Source organism: Streptomyces luteolus, from assembly GCF_029968015.1.
In the GTDB taxonomy this organism is placed as follows: Bacteria; Actinomycetota; Actinomycetes; order Streptomycetales; family Streptomycetaceae; genus Streptomyces; species Streptomyces luteolus.
Genome location: NZ_JASCIS010000038.1, coordinates 20,682 through 41,136 on the forward strand (window position 1 = coordinate 20,682; position 20,455 = coordinate 41,136).

A 20,455-nucleotide genomic window follows, 5' to 3' on the forward strand; every position below is an offset into this window, starting at 1 on the left:
CTCAATCACGCGGTGAAAAGGGGACGTTGTGGCACATCTGCTGATGATCGAGAGCTGGGTGGGATCGATGAGCAGACTGCTGCCTCGGGCCGTCCGTGAGGCCGGTCACGAGTTCACGTTCCTCACGCGGGAGCTGCACCACTACCTGCGCTCGGCCCCCGAGGGCACCGCGCACCCGCTGCTCGGGGCGCGCCACCTGCTGACCGCCGAGACCAACGACACCGAGGCGCTGCTGCCCTTCGTCGAGCGGGCCCACGACGCGCTGCGCTTCGACGGGGTGATCACGTCGTGCGACTACTACCTCCCCACGGCCGCCCGGATCGCCGACCGGCTCGGCCTTCCCGGCCCCACGGCGGAGTCCGTCGCGAGCGCCTGCCGCAAGGACATGACGCGCCGGGTCCTGGCCGACGCCGGGGTGCCGGGGCCGCGGTTCGCGCTGTGCGGGAGCCTGGCCGAGGCCGCCGACGCGGCGCGTGAGCTCGGCTTCCCGCTGGTCCTCAAGCCCGTCGACCTGTGCGCGGGGATGTTCGTCCGCCGGGTGGACGACGAGGCGGAGCTGGCCCGCGCCCACCGGGCGCTCGCCGACTTCCCGGTCAACGCCCGCGGCCAGCGCCGCGACCCCGTCGTCCTCCTGGAGGAGCTGCTCGACGGGCCGGAGGTGAGCGTCGAGACCGTGTCGTACGGCGGTTCCGCGCGCGTCGTCGGTGTCACCGACAAGAGCGTGAGCGGGGCGCCCGCGTTCATCGAGACGGGGCACATGTTCCCCGCGGCGCTCGCGACGGCGGACGCCGAGGCCGCCGCGGAGACGGCCTGCGCGGCCCTGAAGGCGCTCGGCCTCGACGAGGTCGTGGCGCACACCGAGATCAAGCTGACCGCCGCGGGCCCGCGCGTCGTGGAGGTCAACCCCCGGCCCGCGGGCAACCGCATCACCGAACTCGTCCGGCACGTCACCGCCATCGACCTCGCCGCGGCCGCGGTGGACGTCGCGCTCGGCCGCGCACCCGACCTGGAACGCAGGACGACGGGGCTGAGCAGCGCCGCGATCGGCTTCCTCGTACCGCAGGCGGCGGGGACGCTGACGGCGGTCGAGGGGGCGGACCAAGTGCGGGGCGCCGAGGGCCTGTTGGAGCTTCAGCTCGCCGAGGCGGGCAAGGCGGTGAAGGCCGCGGGCAGCAACAACGAGTACCTGGGGCACGTCATGGCAGGAGACGCGGACGGGCCCGGCGCACGGAGCCGCGTCGAGGCGCTGCTCGCCGCGCTCTCTTTGCAGGTGGAGGCCGCCCGATGAGCACGATCACCGATGTCCCGCGCATACGGTCCACCGCCTCGTCGTACGAGGATCTCGTCGCGGGCGTGCTGCGCGGGGAGTTCGGGCCCGACCCGAGTGCCCAGCGGGTCTCGGTGGCGTTCACCACACGGCAGGCCGTACGCCACGAGGGGCGCGGCGGCGGGTACCGCAACGAGGTGCTCAGCCTGCGCCTGGGCGAGGCCGTCGGGTCCTGCGCGGTCGAGCCGGGTGCGCTGTCCGACGGCGCGGTGGAGGAGTGCGTCGGGGCGGACATCGCCCAACTCCTCGGCCACGCGGACCTTTCGGTGCGGGTGGCGGCGCTCGACGCGTATCTGATGCGCGCCTGGCCGCACGGTCCCGGGAACGGTGCGCGGCCCTTCGCCCTGCCCGCCGGCAGCTCGCTGGAGAAGTCGCGGGCGCGGGCGCGGGGTGTGGTGGAGCTGATCGACGCCGAGCCGGGGGCGACCGTGCTCGTGGTGGGCGTCGTCAACTCACTGCTCGAAGCGCTGCGGGCGCGCGGTCTCGCGTATGTGCCGTGTGATCTGAAGGGCGGTACGACCGAGTGGGGCGAGCCCGTCCGTACCGACGCGCTCGCCGAGCTGGAGGGCTGTGACGTGGTGCTCGCGTCCGGGATGACGCTCGGCAACGGCAGTTTCGAACCGCTGCGGCAGCATGCGCGGCGGCACGGCAGGCAACTCGTGATGTTCGCGCAGACCGGGAGCGCGGTACTCCCCCGGCTGATCGGCTCCGGTGTGAGCGCGGTCTGCGCCGAGCCGTATCCGTTCTTCTGGCTGGACGGCGGGCCGGGCACCGTGCACCGCTACGGAGCGGGCCGATGACCGCCCTGACGACCGCGCACCCCACGCCTGCCCTCCAACACCCGCCGGGCAACCGGGAGTTGCTCCGGCTGCTCGGCGGCACCCCGCTCGCGCACGTCGGCGTCGATCTGCCGTGTCCGCAGCCCGGCTTCTGGGCGAAGCTCGAAGGGCTCGGCGCGGGCGGCATGAAGGCGCGGGCGGCCGTGTCGATGCTGCTCGGCGCCCGTGAGCGGGGCGAGCTGCGGCCCGGCGCGCCGGTGGTGGAGTCCACATCGGGGACGCTCGGCGTCGGTCTGGCCTTCGCCGGGCAGGCGCTCGGCCATCCGATCGTGCTCGTCGGCGATGCCGAACTGGAGCCGTCCATGCGGCAGTTGCTGCGCGCGCACGGCGCCCGGGTCGAGATCGTCGACCGGCCGGAGGCCGAGGGCGGCTGGCAGGCGGCGCGGCTTGCCCGGCTGCGCGCCCTGCTCACGCAGCTCCCGGACGCGTACTGGCCGGACCAGTACAACAACCCGGACAACACCGCGGGTTACGCCTCGCTCGCCGCCGAACTCGCCGCACAGCTGGACCACTTGGACGTCCTGGTGTGCAGTGTCGGCACCGGCGGGCACAGTGCGGGCGTCATCGGTCCGCTGCGGCGGCACTGGCCGCGCCTGCGCCTGATCGGCGTGGACGCCACCGGCTCGACGATCTTCGGCCAGCCCCAGCGCCCGCGCCTGATGCGCGGCCTGGGCAGCTCCATCCATCCGCGCAACGTCGCCTACGACGCGTTCGACGAGGTGCACTGGGTGGGCCCGGCCGAGGCCGCCGACGCCTGCCGCCGGCTTGCCTCCGGTGCGTTCGTCAGCGGTGGCTGGAGCACCGGGGCGGCCGCGCTCGTCGCCGCCTGGGCGGCCCGCGTCCATCCGGGAGCGGTGGTCGCGACGGTCTTCCCGGACGGTCCGCACCGCTACCTGAACAGCGTGTACGACGACGACTTCGCCGCCGCGCACGGCATCGACCGCGCCACCGCCGCCGTACGCCCGATGGAGATCCCCTCACCTCACGCCGTGGAGGCCACCGGCTGGGTCCGGTGCCGCACCGTCACCGACCCGCTCGCCGCCCCGGCCCTCGGCGGTCGTTCGGCAGGCCACGGCAGTCCGGCCGGCATACACGTGCCCGGCCCCGGCAGTCCGCCCGGCACACACGTGCCCGGCCCCAGCACCCCAGTGGAAGAACACCAGTGAAGTCCAGTCTGCGCACCGTGCGCCTCCAGCTCACCGAACCCCTGCGAATATCCCGCTCCACCATGGCCGCCCGCGACGCCGTCTGGCTGACCGTCGAGCACGACGGTCTGTACGGCCACGGCGAGGCCGTCAGCAGTGTCTACTACGGGCTCGACGCCGCCGCACTCGAACGCCAACTGCACGACAACAGTAAGTGGTTGAGCGGATTCGCCGGTCCCGAGAGCGCCCTCGAAGCCCTGCGTGAGAGCGGTCGGCCCGGCGTTCCGCCGAGTGTGACGGCCGCCGTGGAGTCCGCGCTGCTCGACCTGGTCGGCAAGCGCGCGGGCCTTCCCGTCCACCGCCTCCTCGGCGCCGCCTCGGCCCGCCCTTCCGCCGCCACCGCCCGCACCCTCGGCATCAGCACACCGGAGGCCGCCGCGAGCCAGGCCGCCGAGCTGGTGGGCGCCGGGTTCTCCGTCCTCAAGGTGAAGTCCGGCACCCCGGACCCCGCCGACGACCTGGCGCGCGTACGGGCCGTACGGAACGCCGCACCCGAGGCACGGCTGCTGCTCGACCCCAACGGGGCCTGGAGCTTCGCCACCGCCTTCCAACTCCTGCCCCGATTCGTCGAGTTGGGCGTGGAGGCCGTCGAGCAGCCGCTGCCGCCCGGCACCCCCGACGAGCTGGCCCGGCTCGCCGAGGCCTCGCCGCTGCCCGTGATCGCGGACGAGGACGCCGTGGATTTTGAAGATGTCCGGCGGCTTGCGGGACGCGTGCGCGGCATCAACGTCAAGCTCGCCAAGTGCGGTGGCGTGAGCGCGGCGCTGCGGATCGCCGAGCTGGTCGAGGGCACCGGCACCGCGCTGATGCTGGGCTGCCTGACCGCCAGCACCCTCGGCATCGCACCGGCCGTGCACCTCGTGGACCGGGCCCGCTGGGTCGACCTCGACGGGCATCTGCTGCTCGCGGACGACCCGTGGACGGGCATCGGCGGCGCCGACGGGACCGTAACCGCCCCTGCCGGTACGGGACTTGGCGTGCGGCCGCGTGCGGGGGTGCGGGCGTGAACACCTTGCGCGAGATGCGCGGGTTCCCGCTCGCGATCCGGCTCCTCCTGGTCAACCAGCTCGGCGTCAACACCGGCTTCTATCTCCTCGTCCCCTATCTCGCCCTGCACCTCGGCGACGACCTCGGCCTCTCGGCGGCTGTCGTCGGGATCGTGCTCGGCGTGCGCAACCTCAGCCAGCAGGGCCTGTTCCTCATCGGCGGTTCGGCCGCGGACCGGCTCGGGGCGCGCGGGGTCATCATCGCCGGGTGCGCCCTGCGCACCGTCGGCTTCGGGCTGTTCGCGCTCGGCGACGGGCTGCCCGTCCTGCTCGCCGCGTCCGTGCTCAGCGGCTTGGCCGGGGCACTGTTCAACCCGGCCGTCCGCGCCTATCTCGCCCTGGAGGCGGGCGAGCGGAAGGCGGAGGCGTTCGCGCTGTTCAACGTGTTCGCCACCACCGGGGCGCTGATCGGACCACTGCTCGGCAGTGCGCTGCTGCTCGTCGACTTCCGGACCTCCGCGCTCACCGCCGCCGGGATCTTCGCCGTCCTCACCGTCGCGCAGGCGCTCGTACTCCCGGCACGCAAGGTCGCGGCCAGTGGGAACAGTGTCGTCGCGGACTGGCGGGAGGTCGTGGGCAACCGGCGCTTCGTGGCGTTCGCGCTCGCCATGGTCGGCCTGTTCACCATGGAGAACCAGCTGTATCTGCTGCTCCCGGACGGCGCCCGCCGCGCTACCGGCTGGGACGGCGCGGCGGGCATCGTGTTCCTCGTCGGCACCCTCACCAACCTCTGGCTGCAACTGCGCCTCACGCGGGTGCTCAAGTCCCGTGGCAGCAGGGCTCGTTGGATCAGTGCCGGGGTCGCGCTGATGGGGCTGTCCTTCGTGCCTCCACTGGCGGTGACGCTGTACGACGGCGCCCCGGACGGGCTCCTGGACGCGGCCCTGCGCGCGCTGCCCGTGCTCGCCGGGGCCCTGCTGCTCTACCTCGGCGTGATGATCGCCCAGCCCTTCGTGATGGAGCTGATCCCGGGCTTCGGCCGCCCCGAGCTGACCGGCACGTACTTCGGCCTGTTCTACGTGGTGTCGGGCGTCGCGGCCGCCGTAGGCAACACGGTCGTCGGCTGGGCCATGGACACCGGCACGCGCACCGGCCTGGGCTGGCTGCCCTGGGTGTGCTGTCTGGCCTTCGGCCTCACCTCCGCCGCCGCGGTGGCCTGGCTGCACCGCCGCCGGGCGCTGCCCTCCCCCACCGAACCCGCGACGGCCACACCAGGAGCGAGCCGCACATGACTCCCCGTACGAGCACCGAGAACCTCCTGACCGACAACCCGGCGCTGTACGAGGCCCGGTTCCCCGACCCCGAGCGGCTCGCCGGGCGCTGGGCCGAGGACTGTCTGCGCCGGTACGGCTCGGGGCCCCGCGTCCTCGACCTGGGCTGCGGCACCGGGCGGGACGCCGCCCACCTGCACGGCGCGGGCCGCACGGTCACCGGCGCCGACCTCTCCGAGGCGATGCTCGCGTACGCCCGCGTCCAGCACGCCGGGCCGGAGTATCTGCACGCGGACCTGCGCCGATTCACCCTTCCTGGGAGGGAGTTCGACGCGGTGGTGTGCCTGGACAGCGCCCTGCTCTACTGCCACACCAACGGCGAGCTCGACGGCTTCCTCGCCTCGGTGCGCCGCAGCCTCGCGCCCGGCGGGCTCCTCGTCGCGGAGATGCGCAACGGCGCGTTCTTCCTCGGCCGTACGGAACTCCTCGACGCCCCGCGGGTCAACGGCTTCACGTGGCAGGGCGTCGCGTACGAGTCCACCACCACCCTGTCCGTCGACCGCACCGCACAGCTCCTGCGCCGCACCCGGGTGTGGACCGCCGACGACGGTTCGGAGCCGGTCGAGCAGCGCTCCGCCTGGCGGCTGCTGTTCCCGCAGGAGCTGCGGCACGTCCTGGCCGGGCACGGCTTCGAGGTGCTCGCCCTGCACGACGGCCCCGGGCCGCGCACGGAACCGGCCTGGCGCGAGGGCGACGCTCCCGGTTCGGTCGCGGACGCCGATCGGACGCACCTGGTCGCCCGCCTCAACTGACGTACGACACACGCCACTTCGCGTATCCCACGACAAGGACATCACCATGAACCACACGCCCGACCCCCGCTTCCCCGGCCTTCGCCGCAGAGGCTTCCTCGCCGTCTCCGGTGCCGCCGGGCTCGGCGCGCTCGCCCTGACCGGCTGCGGCTCCGGCACCGACTCCGCGGCCGGCGGCGCGGGCGACGGCAAGCCGAAGCAGGGCGGCCGGCTGCGCGCCGCCTTCGCGGGCGGCGGGGCGAGCGAGACTCTCGACCCGCATCTGGCCAACCTGTTCGCCGATGTCGCCCGCGCCAAGGCCCTGTTCGACAAGCTCGCCGACTACGGCGCCGACCTGTCCGCCGAGCCGCGCCTGGCCTCCGGCTGGGAGCCCAACGCGGGCCTCGACCGCTGGAAGGTCACGCTGCGCAAGGCGGCCTTCCACGACGGCAGGCCCGTCACCGCGAAGGACGTGCTCTACAGCTACCGTCGCATCGCCGACCCGAAGAAGGCGTTCCGTGCGAAGGCGTCCCTGGAGCCCATCGACCTCAAGGCCAGCCGGGCCGTGGACGAGCGGACCGTCGAGTTCGTCCTGAAGCGGCCGACCGCCGAATTCCCCAACGTCCTCGCCACGTTCGGCGCGTACATCGTCCCGGAGGGCGCCGAGGAGTTCGACCGGAAGGCGGTCGGCAGCGGCCCGTTCCGCTACGGCTCCTTCACGCCCGGCAGGTCCGCCGTCTTCAAGCGCAGCCCGGACTACTGGGAGGGCGCCCCGCACCTCGACGAGCTGGAGATCGTCGTCGCCAACGAGGAGTCCGCGCGGATCAACGCCCTGCTCGGCGGCCAGGTCGAGTACGCCCACGAACTGAACCCCACCACCGGCCGCACCCATGAGCGCTCGGGGCGGATCGAGATCGTCCGGCTCCGTAACAGCGCCATGCAGTCCTTCGCGATGAAGACCGACCGCAAGCCCTTCGACGACCCGCGCGTCCGCGAGGCGTTCTTCCTCATCGCCGACCGCAAGGAGCTGGTCGCGGGCGCGCTCTCGGGCGCGGGCGAGATCGGCAACGACCTGTTCGGCAAGGGGTACGAGTACTACGCCGACGGCCTCCCGCAGCGCGAGCAGGACCTCGGCCGGGCGAAGTCCCTGCTCAAGAAGGCCGGCGCCGAGGACCTCACGGTCACGCTCGACACCTCCCCGGTCGCCGCCGGGTTCACCGAGGCCGCCTCGATCTTCCGCGACCAGGCCGCCAAGGCGGGCGTCAGGGTCAAGGTCAGGACCGGCAGCAAGGACAGCTACTGGAAGGACATCCTGGACGGCGGCACCCTCTGCTCGTACCGCTCGGGCGCGATGCCCATCGAGACGCACATCTCGCAGCGGCTGCTCACCGGCTCCACCACCAACGCCACGCACTGGAAGCACCAGGACTTCGACGCCCTCTACCAGCAGGCGCAGTCCACCAAGGACAAGAAGGCGCGCGCGGCCGTCTACCAGCGGATGCAGCGCCGCCTGTACGCGGAGGGCGGCTTCCTGGTCTGGGGCTTCGCGGACTGGATCCTCGGCACGGCGAAGAACGTCCGGGGCGTCGAGACGGACGCGCCCGCCAACTCCCTGGACTGGGCACGCTTCGACAAGGTGTGGCTCGCGTGAGCGGACTGCGCCACTGGCGAGGACGCGTCCGTAAAGTCCCTCCCCCAGCCTCCGGCCGGGAGGTGCCCCCAGCCCCGCGACTCCCCCAGCCTCCGGCCGGGAGGTACCCCCAGGCACGCTCCCCCAGCCTCCGGCCGGGGGGACCCCCACTCGCCGCACCGGGCACACGCCCAAGTACATCCAGTACGAGGGCGCCTGCCCGGCACGCCGAGAGCACGCACCAGACGCCGCAGGGCCCGCCCTCCGGGCGGACGACGGGACTTTACGGACACATCCTCGCCCGGCGGCTGCTGCTCGGTGCGGCGCAGACGGCGGCGGTCGTGCTGCTCGTCTTCGCGCTCGCCGAGGCGCTGCCGGGCGACGCCGCTGTCGCGCTCGCCGGGGACCAGCCCGACCCGGCGCGGATCGCCGCGATCCGCGAGGCGATGGGCCTGGACCGGCCCGCCGTGGAGCGCCTCGCGGACTGGGCGGCGGGCCTGCTCCACGGCGACTTCGGTACGTCGCTCGCCTCGGGGCGGCCGGTCAGTACGTACATCGCCGACGGGTTCGGGCCGACGCTGCTGCTCGCCGCGCTGACCGTCGCGCTGCTCGTCCCGCTCGGCGTCGGCCTCGGCGTGCTTGCCGCCCGGCACGAGGGCAGGTGGCCGGACCGGCTTGTCAGCTCGGCGACGCTGGGGCTGTACGCCGTACCGGAGTTCGCCTGCGGAGTGCTGCTCAGCACCGTGTTCGCGATCCGCCTCGGCTGGCTGCCGCCGACCGCCGTGGGATACGGCACGGACCTGCTCGCCCATCCGGCCGCGCTCGTCCTGCCCGTCCTGGTCCTGCTCTCCCGGCCGGTGTGCACCCTCGCCCGTCTCGTGCGGGCCGGGATGATCGACGCGCTCGCCTCGCCGTACGTCGCCCAGGCCCGGCGCTACGGCATCTCCGGCGCCCGCGTCCGGTACGCGCACGCCCTGCCCGCGGCCGTCACCCCGGCGACCCAGCAACTCGCCCGCACCGTCGACTGGTTGCTGTCCGGTGTCATCGTCGTGGAGGCGCTCTTCGTGATCCCCGGACTCGGGACCGTACTCATCAACGCCGTCGCCGAACGCGACCTTCCCGTCGTGCAGGGCCTCGCGGTCGTCTTCGGCGTAGTCACCGTCGTGCTCAACATCGGCGCGGACCTCGTGGCCCGCCGGTTCGCGCCGCGCGGGGAGGTGGCCGCGTGAAGTCCCGTACGAGAGAGGGTGGTTCACGCTTCCTGCTCGGCGTGCTGATCGTCGGCGTACCGCTGCTGCTCGCTCTGCTCGGGCCGCTGTTCGCGGGCGAACCGGGGCCCCGTGCCGCCTCGTTCACCGCGGGCGGCGGGCACTGGCTCGGCACCGACTTCGTCGGCCGCGACGTCTGGCGGCAGGTGCTGCTCGGCGGCCGTTCGGTGGTCCTGGTCGCCCTGGCGGCGACGGTTCTCGCGTACGTGGTGGCGCTGCCGCTCGGCCTGGCGAGTGCGCTCACCCACCGGGGCTGGCTTGAGGAGCTGCTGATGCGGCCCCTGGACGTGCTGCTCGCGGTGCCGTCGCTGCTGATGATCCTCCTTGTCGCGGCCGTGTTCACGCCGGGGGCGGTGGGGCTCGCGCTGCTTGTCGCCCTCGTCAACATCCCGGACGCGGCCCGGATCGTCCGCGCCACGGCGGCGGAGGCCGCCGCACGCCCGGCCGTCGAGGCGCTGCGCATGCAGGGCGAGTCGTGGTGGCGCACGGCCGTCGGGTACGTCGGCCGCTCCGCGACGCGCACCCTCGCCGCCGACGCGGGTGTCCGCTTCACCGGCGTCCTGTACCTGGTGGCCACGGCCGCGTTCCTCGGCGTGGGCGTAGAACCGGACGCGGCCGACTGGGCGGTGATGGTCGACCGCAACCGCACCGGCCTGTTCGTGCAGCCGTGGGCCGTCGTCGTACCCGCCCTGCTGATCGTCGCGCTGACGATGGGCGGCAACCTGCTCGTCGACTCAGCGCTCGACCACCGGAAGAGGAGGCAGAAGTGAACACGGAATCTGTCGCGGAGATCGACGGGCTGCGGGTGGAGGTCGGCGGCCGGGCGATCGTCGACGGAGTGCGCCTGCGGGTGCGGCCGGGCACGGTCACCGCACTGGTCGGCGCGTCCGGCAGCGGCAAGACGACGACCGGGCTCGCCCTGCTCGGCGAGTACCCGCACGGCGCCCGCGTGACCGGTGAGGTACGCACGCCGGAAGGGCTCGTGGGCTATGTCCCGCAGCACCCGGGGGCGGTCCTCAACCCGGTACGCCGCGTCGGCGCCCTGCTGTGGGACATCGCGCGCACCCAGGTGCGACACCTGCCGCGGCGCGAGCGCGGGGAAGCGGCCCGCGAGCGCGTCCTGGAAGCCCTGGCGGCAGCCCAACTGCCGGATGGGGCTGAGATGTTGACGCGCTACCCGCATCAGCTCTCGGGCGGCCAGCAGCAACGCGTCGTCCTGGCCCAGGCGTTGCTGCTCGGCGCCCGCGTGGTGGTGGCCGACGAGCCGACGACCGGGCAGGACGCCGTCACCAAACGGCATGTCGTCGAGCGGTTCGCGGCGCTGCGCCGGACGGGCATCGCCGTCGTCCTGCTCAGCCACGACCTGGACGTGGTGCGGGCGTTGGCCGACGAGGTGCTCGTGATGCGCGAGGGCAAGGTGGTCGAGTCGGGCCCGGCCGCACGCCTCTGGTCGGCACCACGGCATCCCTGGACGGCCGCTCTCCTGGCGGCGGACGGCGCCGTGGAGCCGGTCGAGCCGGACGACGGCGAGGGTGAAGTGGTCCTCCGGACAAGCCCGTTCACGGCCCGCCATGGCCGTACGACGGTGCTGCGCGCCCCCGCCCTGACCCTCCGTACGGGCGAGTCCCTGGCGGTCGTCGGCCGCTCGGGCAGCGGCAAGACCACCCTGGCCCGCTGCCTGGCCGGGCTGCACCGGCACCACGACGGAACGCTCCTGCTCGACGGCTCGCCCCTGCCCCGCAGCCTGCGCGCCCGCGGCCGCGAGCAACTCGCCGCCGTCCAGTACGTGTTCCAGGACGCCCGCGCCGCGTTCGACGAACACCGCCAGGTCCTGGACCAGGTGGCCCGTACGGCGGTACGGCTGCGCGGCCTCGACCGGGGCGCGGCCCTCGCAGAGGCGGTCTCCACCCTCGCGGGCCTGGGCCTGACGGAGGAGGTCGTACGGCGGCGCCCCGGCCGGTTGTCCGGCGGCGAGCTCCAACGGGCCGCTCTGGCACGAGCGTTGCTGGCCCGGCCCAGGGTGCTGATCTGCGACGAGATCACCTCGGGCCTCGACACGGTCACCCGGCGCGGCCTCCTCGACGCACTCGGCACGCTCCGGCGCGAGCGCGGCGAACTGTGTCTGGTCCTGATCACCCACGACCTGGACACGGCGGCGCTGACCTCGCGGATCGCGGTGCTCGACGCGGGCGAGACGGTCGAGGAGGGCAGCACCCGCACTGTTCTGACTGGTCCACAACACCCGTTCACAAGAGCGCTGTTGGGAAAGGAGGCGGCTGTGGGCGTCACGCCTTCCGGGCGGTGACCAGCAGGTACTCCCACTCCATGCCGTCGGAGCCCGAGGCGTCGACGGAGCGCCGCGCCAGGGCGTCGAGGGCGTCGTCCAGGGCGGTCACACGGTCCGGGTCGTCGCCGATGGCAGCTCTCCTCCGGGCGGGTGCGCGGGGCTTGCCGTGGCTCCATTCTCCTCCCGGCGCGGGAACGGTGCGCGGTCGGGAGACGCCCGCGGGGCGGCGCGCCACCGACACGGTCGGGGTACGCCGCCCTGCCGCCGGGCGAGTTGGACGGACCTGCCCGGTCTACCGTGGATCGCGGTTGAACCGCGCCGTGGACCAGAGGTAGCCGAGGATCGCGAGACCCACGCTCCAGGCGACCGTCAGCCAGCCGTTGTGGCCGATCTCCGTGCCGAGCAGCAACCCCCGCAGGGTCTCGATGGCCGGGGTGAACGGCTGGTACTCGGCGATCGGCTGGAACCAGCCGGGCATCGTGCTGATCGGGATGAACGCGCTGGAGAAGAGCGGCAGCAGGATCATCGGCAGCGCGTTGTTGCTCGCCGCCTCCGCGTTCGGGCTGATCAGGCCCATGCCGACGGCGATCCAGGTGAGGGAGACGGCGAACAGGACGAGCAGGCCGAGCGCGGCCAGCCACTCCAGGGCCGTGGCGTCCGTGGACCGGAAGCCGATGGCCACGCCGACAGCGCCGACGAGGATCACGCTCATGATCGCCTGCAGCACGCTGCCGACGACGTGCCCGATGAGCACCGAGCCGCGGTGGATCGCCATGGTGCGGAAGCGGGCGATGATCCCCTCGGTCATGTCGTTGGACACGGACACCGCGGTGCCGACCACGGTCCCGCCAATGGTCATCAGCAGAATGCCCGGAACGATGTACGCGATGTACTCGCCGCGGTCCGCCCCGCCACCGCCGATGCCGGCGCTCATCACGTCGCCGAAGAGATAGACGAAGAGCAGCAACAGCATGATGGGCGTGAGCAGCAGGTTCAGGGTGAGGGACGGGTAGAGCCGGGCGTGCAGCAGGTTGCGGCGCAGCATGGTGGCCGAGTCGCGCACGGCGTGGGCGCGTCGGGTGGGGCGCTGAACGGGACGCTGTACGGGGTGCGTGGTGATGCTCGTACTCATCGGACGGTCTCCTTGGTCTGCTGGTCGGGGAGGCGGGTGCCGGTGCCGGTGCCGGTGCCGCTGCCGGTGCCGGTGCCGGTGCCGGTGCCGGTGCCGGTGAGGGCGAAGAACACGTCGTCGAGGTCAGGGGTGTGCACGGTCAGCTCGTCCGCCTCGATGCCGACGGCGTCCAACTGGTCGAGGAGGGACCGCAGTTCGCGCTGGCTGCCGTCGCAGGGTGCCTGCAGCGACAGCGACTCGTCGTGCCGGCCGAACTCGCCCAGGGCCAGGGCGGCGTGGCGGTACGCGGCCGGGTCGGTGAAGCGGAGGCGGATGTGCCCGCCCGGGACGATCCGCTTCAGCTCTTCGGCACTGCCTTCGGCGGCGATCCTGCCGTCGCTCAACACGGCGATGCGGTCGGCGAGTTCGTCGGCCTCTTCCAGGTACTGGGTGGTGAGCAGGACGGTGACGCCGTCGGCAACGAGGCCGCGGATGATGGCCCACATGTTGTGCCGGGAGCGGGGGTCGAGGCCGGTCGTCGGCTCGTCGAGGAAGATGATCCGCGGGTTCCCGACGAGCGTCATGGCGATGTCGAGGCGGCGCTTCATGCCGCCGGAGTAGGTGGAGGCGGGCTTCGACGCGGCCTCCACCAGGTCGAAGCGCTCCAGGAGTTCGGCGGCGACGCGCCTGCCCTCGCGGCGCGGGAGGTGGTGCAGGTCCGCCATGAGGAGCATGTTCTCCTCGCCGGTGATCAGGTTGTCGACGGCGGAGAACTGTCCGGTGACGCCGATCGCGGCGCGCACGGCCTGCGGGTCGACGGCCAGGTCGTGGCCGCCGACGTGCAGGGCGCCGGAGCCGGGGTCGGCGGCGATGAGGGTGGAGAGGATCTTGACGGCGGTGGTCTTTCCGGCGCCGTTGGGGCCGAGCAGGGCGAAGACCGACCCGGCGGGGATGTGCAGGTCGATGCCGTCGAGGACGAGCTTGTCGCCGTACGACTTGCGCAGTCGGGTGGCTGAGATGGCGAGCGGCGCGTGGCCGTCGACGGGGCGCCCGGTGGCGGGCATGGCTGAGGAAGGCATGGGCTCTCCCGGTTGGAAGGTGTGGTGGAGGTGGTGGCGCGGGTTCCGGGCGTAGGCGTCAGGCCTTGGCGCGGCGGACGTCGACGTTGCCGTGCCGGGTGCGGGCGCGGACAGTGACGGTCTCCTCGGCGTCGTCGGGGCCCTCGGCCGACGTGAGCAGATTGCGTACGTGCCCGGAGCGGGAGTTGACGTCCAGCCAGGCGGCGGTGCCCTTGCGGATGCCGATCTCGATGGAGCCGTGGGCGGTCTCCAACTCGACGGTTCCGCGGGCCACTTCCGCCAGGCGCAGGGTGCCGTGGGCGGTGGTGGCGGCGACGGAGGCCTCGGCGCGCGTGATGTCGATGTCGCCGTTGGCGCCGCTCACGGTGAGCTGCCCGGTCGCGGCGCCGACGAGCGTGGTGCCGTACGAGTTCTTCAGGACAGCGGGGCCCTCGACGAGGCCGACGCGCAGGCTGCCGGAGCTGGTGCTGATCTCGGCGGCGCCGTCGACGCGGTCGACGGTGATCGATCCGTGCGCCGTGTCCAGACGCAGCGGGCCGGTGGCGTCGAGGCGTACGTCGCCGGTCGCGGTCTTCACGCGGACGTCACCGAGCCGCCCTTCGCCGAGGACCTGGGTCCAGGCGCCGGTCACGTCGATGCCTGAGCCCGCGGGCAGTTCGACCGTGACGTCCACGGTGCCGGTGCGGCCGAGCTTGTTCGCCTTCGGCGTCCTGACGGTCAGGCCGCCGCCCGTGTACGTGACCTGGGTCTGGTCGGCGGTCCGTACGTCCAGGTCCCGCTTCGGGTCGCGGGCCTTGACGTCGACGACGGTGTCGGTGCGGTCGCCCGCGAGGAAGTGGATGGTGCCGGCGCTGATGTGGGCGGTGACGGAGAGGGGTGCGGGGGTGTCGTAAGCAGGCATGGCTGTGCCGTCCTCTTGGCTCGTCGGGGTGCTGTGGGAATGCTGTGGTGATGCTGCGGAAGGTGCTGGTGGCGGCGGGTGCGGCTAGCGCACCCAGCCCGTGTGATGCGTTCCGACGGCGCGGCCCGCGTCGGTCGTACGCGGCCGGGGCCGGTCGTCGCCGCCGACCGCGGCGGAGACGGCCCGGACCAGCCAGGCGTTGACAGAGAGCCCGTCGCGGCGCGCGGCCTCCTCGGCACGCGCCTTGAGGTGAGCAGACAGCCGCAGATTGACCCGGGCGGTGGCGGCCTCGTCGGCACCGGCGACCGCCGGGACCGCCGGGACCGCCGCGACCGTCTCCTCCCGACCGCCGTCCGGCAGCACCACGACGAACTCGGGGTCGAGGCCGCGCAGTCGTACGTCGACGGAACCGGGGGCGAGTTCACGCGTGATCTCGTCCATGGCGGCGGAGAGCGCGTCGAGCAGAGTCAGCCGGGCGGCCGACTCCAGCGGCGCCATCAGCCGCTCCGCGATCTCGCGCCCACCGTCCCCGCCGGCTTCGGCGGCCACCGCGAGTTCGCGGCGGAGGGTGTCGACGTACGGGGTCAAGTTCATGACGTCATAGTGGCACCACTATGGCGCCAAACACAAGCCCCTTCGGTGACATCCATGCCACACGTCATCCTACAGCTGCCCTGACCTGCGAAAACCAGCTCGGAAGAATCGCACCATCGGTGGCACCAGACTCGGCAGAGCACTGCTTCGACGACCCGATGGCACCGAACGGCACCCGTTGGCGCCACTCGACGCCACATGGCGCCGTGCATCGGTGAAGGCTCCTCGGAGCCGTCAGACGGCCGCGGCGGAAGACCGCTTGATCGCGATCATCGCCACGTCGTCCCGCAGCTGTCCGCCGACATGGTCGATCAGATCGCGCCGAAGTCGCCGGAGGAAATCCTCGGGGGTGCTCACGTGCCAGTCGCTGATGCGCTCGGTGAGCGGATAGAGCGCCCCGGCGGGATCGTGGGCCTCGATGACCCCGTCCGTAGGCAGGCGGGCAGCGGGAGTTCGGCCACGGCGACGGCAGCACCACCGTTCCCGTCGCCAAGTCGGACGGCTCGGCGCAGATCGCGACCGTCATCGAGCACGGCCGGGCGCCGAGTCCTACGCGCACGACGTCCAGGTGCCCGAAGGGGCCTCGCTCGACGAGCGGGAGGACGGCAGTGTCGCGATCACGGGAGCGAAGGGCGAGTTCCTCGGCGGGTTCAACGCTCCGTGGGCCAAGACCGCGCAGGGAGGGGCCGTACCGACGTGCTACGAGGTGGAGGGGAACACCCTGGTCCAGGAAGTGGACCACCGGGCGCTTCCCGAGTCCGTGCACCCGGTGGTCGCGGACCCGTGGCTGGGCCGGGACCTGATGTACCAGCCCTGGGTCATGCAGGACCCGCGCGGCTACGTCATCAACGTCGACCCGACGTACAACCTGGAGTCGTGGCGCCCCTGGGTCAAGTGGTCCCGGCAGGCGTGGCCCGCGCGGTGCAACCCCTGAGCATCGAGCAGCACCACCGCTGAACACCGTGCGGCGCCCGGACCCCCGGGCGCCGCACGCGTTTGCCCCGAACCCGGCCGCCCCTGCGGCCCCCGCGGCCCCCGCGGCCCCGCGCTCGTTCGCGGCGGAACCGGGCGCCCCCACGTCAAGCGCGGAAAGCACGGTCCTGGCCGAATTCCCCCCACCTGGCCGCGCATCCGCCGCCCGTGAGCGCGGACCTGGGCGGCGAACCCGGCTGGATCTCATCGGTACCTGCGCAAACACCGGACAAGCATGATCATCGCTTCGAGTTAATGTCCCCGACTTGCCATGGCCGGGCGGGCGAAGCGGCCATTAGCGTTCCCAGCGATCTCGAAGCCCCACTGATCTCCAAGCCCCACTGATCTCGAAGCCCCACTCCCGCACACCCCCTCTCCCCTCCCCCTCCCCTCCTCTTCGCTCCGCGGCGCCCTCGTGCGCCAACTCCGCTTTGAACAAGGAGAGTTCGTCCGACATGACTGTCGAATCCAGCCCGGAAACGCGCCTCGAGCCGCCTCGGCAAAGCAGCCTGGGTACGGCGGCTGCCCGCAACCTCGCCACGACGACCAAGTCCGCCCCGCAGATGCAGGAGATCACCTCCCGCTGGCTGCTGCGGATGCTCCCCTGGGTGGAGACGAAGGGCGGCGCCTACCGGGTGAACCGCCGCCTCAGCTACACCGTCGGAGACGGACGCGTGGAGTTCGTCCAGGACGGCGCCGACGTCCGGGTGATCCCGCGCGAGCTGGGCGAACTGGCCCTGCTGCGCGGCTTCGACGACGTGGACGTGCTGACGGCCCTCGCCGACCGGTGCGTGCAGCGCGACTTCGGCAGCGGCGAGACGCTCGTGGTGCGCGGTGCGCCCGCCGAACAGCTCCACCTGATCGCGCACGGCCGCGTCAGCCAGACCTCCGAGGGCAGCTACGACGACGAGGTGGCCCTCGACGTACTCGCCGACGGCGACCGGTTCGGCGAGCACGCGCTGCTCGACGGCGACGCCCGCTGGCAGCACACCGCGATCGCCGAGACCTCCGGCACCCTCCTGACCCTGTCCCGCACGGACTTCGCGGCGGTCATCGCCTCGGCGCCCCAACTGCGGGACCACGTAGAGGAGTTCAGGTCGCGTTCCGGACGGCCGCAGAACCACCGCGGCGAGGCGGAGATCGCCATGTCGGCCGGCCACACCGGCGAGCACGAGCTGCCCAGCGCGTTCGTCGACTACGAGCTGAAGCCGCGCGAGTACGAACTCTCGGTCGCCCAGACGATTCTGCGGGTGCACACGAGGGTGGCCGACCTCTACAACCACCCGATGAACCAGACGGAGGAGCAACTCCGGCTCACCGTAGAGGCATTGCGGGAGCGCCAGGAGCACGAGCTCGTCAACAACCGGGAGTTCGGCCTGCTCCACAACGCCGACTTCAAGCAGCGCTTCCAGACCCACTCCGGACCGCCCACCCCGGACGACTTGGACGAACTGCTCAGCCGCCGGCGCGGTTCCAAGTTCTTCCTCGCGCATCCCAAGACGATCGCGGCGATCGGGCGCGGGTTCAACGCGCGCGGGATCTACCCGGACCACGTCGACCTGGGCGGTCAGCAGGTCCCGGCCTGGCGAGGGGTGCCGATCCTGCCGTGCAACAAGATCCCCATCACCAAGGAACGCACCAGCTCGATCCTCTGCATGCGTACCGGCGAGGACAACCAGGGCGTCATCGGCCTGCACCAGACCGGTCTGCCGGACGAGTTGGAGCCGGGCCTGTCGGTCCGGTTCATGGGCATCAACGAGCAGGCGATCACGTCGTACCTGGTCAGCACCTACTACTCCGCCGCCATCCTCGTGCCGGACGCGGTCGGCGTCCTGGAGAACGTGCAGATCGGCCACTGGTCCAGGTAGCGGACCGGGCCCCGCGGGAACGGTGCGGCGGCCGGCGCCGCCCGGACCGGTCGCACCGCCCGCGGGCCCGGGCCGTGCCCATCTCACCAAGGAGTTACGGATGCCCGCGCCTGAGCCGACCCCTCCGGCATCGAGTCTGCCGGCCGCCGCGTCACGCTTCGGGGCGCACGTGCTCGCCGATGCGGCGGCCCGCGTCCACGACATGACGGCCGTCACCGGCGGCCGGCCCGCCGTGCCTTCCCCTCCCGCCCCGGCCGAGCCGCCCGTACCGCCGCTGCCCGAGGCGTCTCCCGCCCCGGTTCCGGACGCGGGTCTCGTACGGGTGCTCGCCGGGCCCAGCGGTCTCGGTACGGAGGGCCTGCGCCTGACGCCGCGCAGCGCACCGCCGACGGCGCCGGAACCGTCGGACCCCGCGGAGGGGAGGCCCGTTCCGGGGCTCTACTTCCACCCGGTCCCCGAGCCCGATCCGGTGCGGGTCGAAGAGGTCAGTCGGCGGATCAAGTCCTGGGCCCTGGACGAGGTTTCGCTGTATCCCGACGACTGGGAGGAGGATTTCGACGGTTTCTCCGTGGGCCGTTACATGGTCGCCTGCCATCCGGACGCGCCCACCGTCGACCACCTGATGATCGCCACCCGCCTGATGGTGGCCGAGAACGCGGTGGACGACTGCTACTGCGAGGACCACGGCGGATCGCCGATCGGCCTCGGTGAACGTCTGCTGCTCGCACACACCGCGCTCGATCCCCTCTACACGACGCGGGAGTACCAGTCGCAGTGGGCACGGTCGCTGCACGCGGACGCGCCCCGGCGCGCGTACCGCTCAGCCATGGAGTACTTCGTCCAGGCGGGCAGCCCCGCCCAGGCCGACCGGTACCGGCACGACATGGCGCGGCTGCACATGGGCTACCTCGCGGAGGCCGCCTGGGCGCAGGAGGACAAGGTCCCGGAGGTCTGGGAGTACCTGGCGATGCGCCAGTTCAACAACTTCCGTCCCTGCCCGACCATCACCGACACCGTCGGCGGCTACGAACTGCCGGCCGACCTGCACGCCCAGGAGGCGATGCAGAAGGTCATCGCGCTCGCGGGCAACGCGACCACGATCGTCAACGACCTGTACTCGTACACGAAGGAACTCCGCACGCCCGGGCTGCACTTGAACCTGCCCGTGGTGATCGCCGAACGGGAGAACCTGTCCGAACAGGACGGGTACCTGAAGTCGGTCGAGGTCCACAACGAGCTCATGCACGCCTTCGAGACCGAGGCCGCGTCCCTGGCGGCGGCCTGCCCGGTGCCGAGTGTGCTGCGCTTCCTGCGCGGCGTGGCCACCTGGGTCGACGGCAACCACTACTGGCACCGGACCAACACCTACCGCTACAGCCTGCCCGACTTCTGGTAAGAGAAGTTCCGGTTAGAGAAATGGATTCATCTGTGACCAGCACCGAACTCACCGCCACCGCAACCGGCACTCCGCGCATCCCTGGCCCGGCGACGCCCTACCAGGGGGACATCGCCCGCTACTGGGACGGTGAGGCGCGGCCGGTGAACCTGCGGCTCGGCGATGTCGACGGTCTCTACCACCACCACTACGGCATCGGTGCGGTGGACCACGCCGCCCTCGGCGCCCCCGAGGACAGCGAGAGCGAGAAGAAGCTGATCGCCGAACTGCACCGGCTTGAGTCGGCGCAGGCCGACCTCCTGCTCGGGCACCTCGGGGACATCGGCCGGGACGACACACTCCTCGACGCCGGCTGCGGCCGCGGCGGCTCGATGGTCATGGCGCACCATCGCTTCGGCTGCAAGGTCGAGGGCGTCACCCTGTCGGCCAAGCAGGCCGATTTCGCCAACAACCGCGCCCGTGAACTCCGGATCGAGGACCGGGTGCGCGCCCGGGTCTGCAACATGCTGGCCACGCCGCTGGAGACGGGCCAGGCGGCGGCCTCGTGGAACAACGAGTCGACCATGTACGTCGACCTGCACGACCTGTTCGCCGAGCACTCCCGCGTCCTGAAGGTCGGCGGCCGCTATGTGACCATCACCGGGTGCTGGAATCCGCGGTACGGCCAGCCCTCGAAGTGGGTCTCCCAGATCAACGCGCACTTCGAGTGCAACATCCACTCGCGCCGCGAGTACCTGCGCGCCATGGCCGACAACCGCCTGGTCCCGCAGGCCGTCGTCGACCTCACCCCCGACACCCTCCCGTACTGGGAGCTGCGGGCCACGTCGTCCCTGGTCACGGGCATCGAGGAGGCGTTCATCAACGCGTACAGGGACGGGTCGTTCCAGTACGTGCTGATCGCGGCGGACCGCGTCTGACACCGGCGGACAG

At 72.3% G+C, this 20,455-nt stretch carries 19 protein-coding genes and 1 pseudogene; 15 read left to right on the forward strand and 5 right to left on the reverse strand.

What is annotated here, in order from left to right; all coding sequences use genetic code 11:
• Positions 1-28: 28 nt before the first annotated feature.
• From QIT00_RS28950 to QIT00_RS28995, 11 genes and pseudogenes are all read left to right on the forward strand, one after another.
• Positions 29-1,288, forward strand: a complete 1,260-nt coding sequence (locus tag QIT00_RS28950; RefSeq protein ID WP_282538382.1) for an ATP-grasp domain-containing protein — start codon at positions 29-31, stop codon at positions 1,286-1,288.
• On the forward strand, positions 1,285-2,127 hold the full coding sequence (locus QIT00_RS28955; RefSeq protein ID WP_282538383.1) for a Rossmann-like domain-containing protein: 843 nt from the start codon (positions 1,285-1,287) through the stop codon (positions 2,125-2,127). The genes QIT00_RS28950 and QIT00_RS28955 overlap by 4 nt, the downstream gene beginning before the upstream one ends.
• Positions 2,124-3,332 (forward strand): PLP-dependent cysteine synthase family protein, encoded by a 1,209-nt coding sequence (locus QIT00_RS28960; RefSeq protein WP_282538384.1) that lies wholly within the window; start codon positions 2,124-2,126, stop codon positions 3,330-3,332. Before QIT00_RS28955 ends, QIT00_RS28960 begins: the two co-directional genes overlap by 4 nt.
• A complete protein-coding gene (locus QIT00_RS28965; RefSeq protein WP_282538385.1) occupies positions 3,329-4,378 on the forward strand; it encodes a dipeptide epimerase in 1,050 nt (349 codons plus the stop codon). The genes QIT00_RS28960 and QIT00_RS28965 overlap by 4 nt, the downstream gene beginning before the upstream one ends.
• Positions 4,375-5,649: an MFS transporter gene (locus tag QIT00_RS28970; protein ID WP_282538386.1), complete on the forward strand. Its 1,275-nt coding sequence runs from the start codon at positions 4,375-4,377 to the stop codon at positions 5,647-5,649. Before QIT00_RS28965 ends, QIT00_RS28970 begins: the two co-directional genes overlap by 4 nt.
• A complete protein-coding gene (locus tag QIT00_RS28975; protein ID WP_282538387.1) occupies positions 5,646-6,440 on the forward strand; it encodes a class I SAM-dependent DNA methyltransferase in 795 nt (264 codons plus the stop codon). The genes QIT00_RS28970 and QIT00_RS28975 overlap by 4 nt, the downstream gene beginning before the upstream one ends.
• A 46-nt stretch (positions 6,441-6,486) precedes the next feature.
• Positions 6,487-8,070 carry an ABC transporter substrate-binding protein gene (locus QIT00_RS28980; RefSeq protein WP_282538388.1) on the forward strand — a complete coding sequence of 528 codons (1,584 nt, stop codon included), beginning with the start codon at positions 6,487-6,489 and terminating at the stop codon, positions 8,068-8,070.
• A 272-nt stretch (positions 8,071-8,342) separates the two neighbouring features.
• Positions 8,343-9,278: an ABC transporter permease gene (locus QIT00_RS28985; protein ID WP_282538427.1), complete on the forward strand. Its 936-nt coding sequence runs from the start codon at positions 8,343-8,345 to the stop codon at positions 9,276-9,278.
• Between the two features lie 152 nt (positions 9,279-9,430).
• Positions 9,431-9,550, forward strand: a pseudogene (locus tag QIT00_RS39025) (ABC transporter permease); the annotation flags it as partial.
• A gap of 39 nt (positions 9,551-9,589) precedes the next feature.
• Complete coding sequence (locus QIT00_RS39030; RefSeq protein WP_408909878.1) at positions 9,590-10,087, forward strand: ABC transporter permease subunit; 498 nt, start codon at positions 9,590-9,592, stop codon at positions 10,085-10,087.
• On the forward strand, positions 10,084-11,622 hold the full coding sequence (locus tag QIT00_RS28995; RefSeq protein ID WP_282538390.1) for an ABC transporter ATP-binding protein: 1,539 nt from the start codon (positions 10,084-10,086) through the stop codon (positions 11,620-11,622). The genes QIT00_RS39030 and QIT00_RS28995 overlap by 4 nt, the downstream gene beginning before the upstream one ends.
• Before the next feature lie 274 nt (positions 11,623-11,896).
• On the opposite strand, the gene QIT00_RS29000 is transcribed toward QIT00_RS28995, so the two are convergent.
• The 5 genes from QIT00_RS29000 to QIT00_RS29020 form a co-directional block, all read right to left on the reverse strand.
• Positions 11,897-12,649: an ABC transporter permease gene (locus QIT00_RS29000; RefSeq protein ID WP_282538428.1), complete on the reverse strand. Its 753-nt coding sequence runs from the start codon at positions 12,647-12,649 to the stop codon at positions 11,897-11,899.
• Between the two features lie 83 nt (positions 12,650-12,732).
• Positions 12,733-13,794, reverse strand: a complete 1,062-nt coding sequence (locus QIT00_RS29005; RefSeq protein ID WP_282538391.1) for an ATP-binding cassette domain-containing protein — start codon at positions 13,792-13,794, stop codon at positions 12,733-12,735.
• Between the two features lie 58 nt (positions 13,795-13,852).
• Positions 13,853-14,695: a DUF4097 family beta strand repeat-containing protein gene (locus tag QIT00_RS29010; protein ID WP_282538392.1), complete on the reverse strand. Its 843-nt coding sequence runs from the start codon at positions 14,693-14,695 to the stop codon at positions 13,853-13,855.
• Between the two features lie 84 nt (positions 14,696-14,779).
• Positions 14,780-15,289, reverse strand: coding sequence for a hypothetical protein (locus QIT00_RS29015; RefSeq protein WP_282538393.1), 510 nt, complete (start codon positions 15,287-15,289; stop codon positions 14,780-14,782).
• Between the two features lie 234 nt (positions 15,290-15,523).
• Complete coding sequence (locus QIT00_RS29020; protein WP_282538429.1) at positions 15,524-15,727, reverse strand: SpoIIE family protein phosphatase; 204 nt, start codon at positions 15,725-15,727, stop codon at positions 15,524-15,526.
• 130 nt (positions 15,728-15,857) lie between these two features.
• Here QIT00_RS29020 and QIT00_RS29025 point away from each other — a divergent pair, with 130 nt between their 5' ends.
• The 4 genes from QIT00_RS29025 to QIT00_RS29040 all read left to right on the forward strand — a co-directional run bounded on the left by QIT00_RS29025 (position 15,858) and on the right by QIT00_RS29040 (position 20,442).
• Positions 15,858-16,223 carry a hypothetical protein gene (locus QIT00_RS29025; RefSeq protein ID WP_282538394.1) on the forward strand — a complete coding sequence of 122 codons (366 nt, stop codon included), beginning with the start codon at positions 15,858-15,860 and terminating at the stop codon, positions 16,221-16,223.
• 493 nt (positions 16,224-16,716) lie between these two features.
• Positions 16,717-18,129 carry a family 2B encapsulin nanocompartment shell protein gene (locus QIT00_RS29030; RefSeq protein WP_282538395.1) on the forward strand — a complete coding sequence of 471 codons (1,413 nt, stop codon included), beginning with the start codon at positions 16,717-16,719 and terminating at the stop codon, positions 18,127-18,129.
• 100 nt (positions 18,130-18,229) lie between these two features.
• Positions 18,230-19,525, forward strand: coding sequence for a family 2 encapsulin nanocompartment cargo protein terpene cyclase (locus QIT00_RS29035; protein ID WP_282538396.1), 1,296 nt, complete (start codon positions 18,230-18,232; stop codon positions 19,523-19,525).
• A 32-nt stretch (positions 19,526-19,557) separates the two neighbouring features.
• Positions 19,558-20,442, forward strand: coding sequence for a geranyl diphosphate 2-C-methyltransferase (locus tag QIT00_RS29040; RefSeq protein ID WP_408909877.1), 885 nt, complete (start codon positions 19,558-19,560; stop codon positions 20,440-20,442).
• Positions 20,443-20,455: the final 13 nt, after the last annotated feature.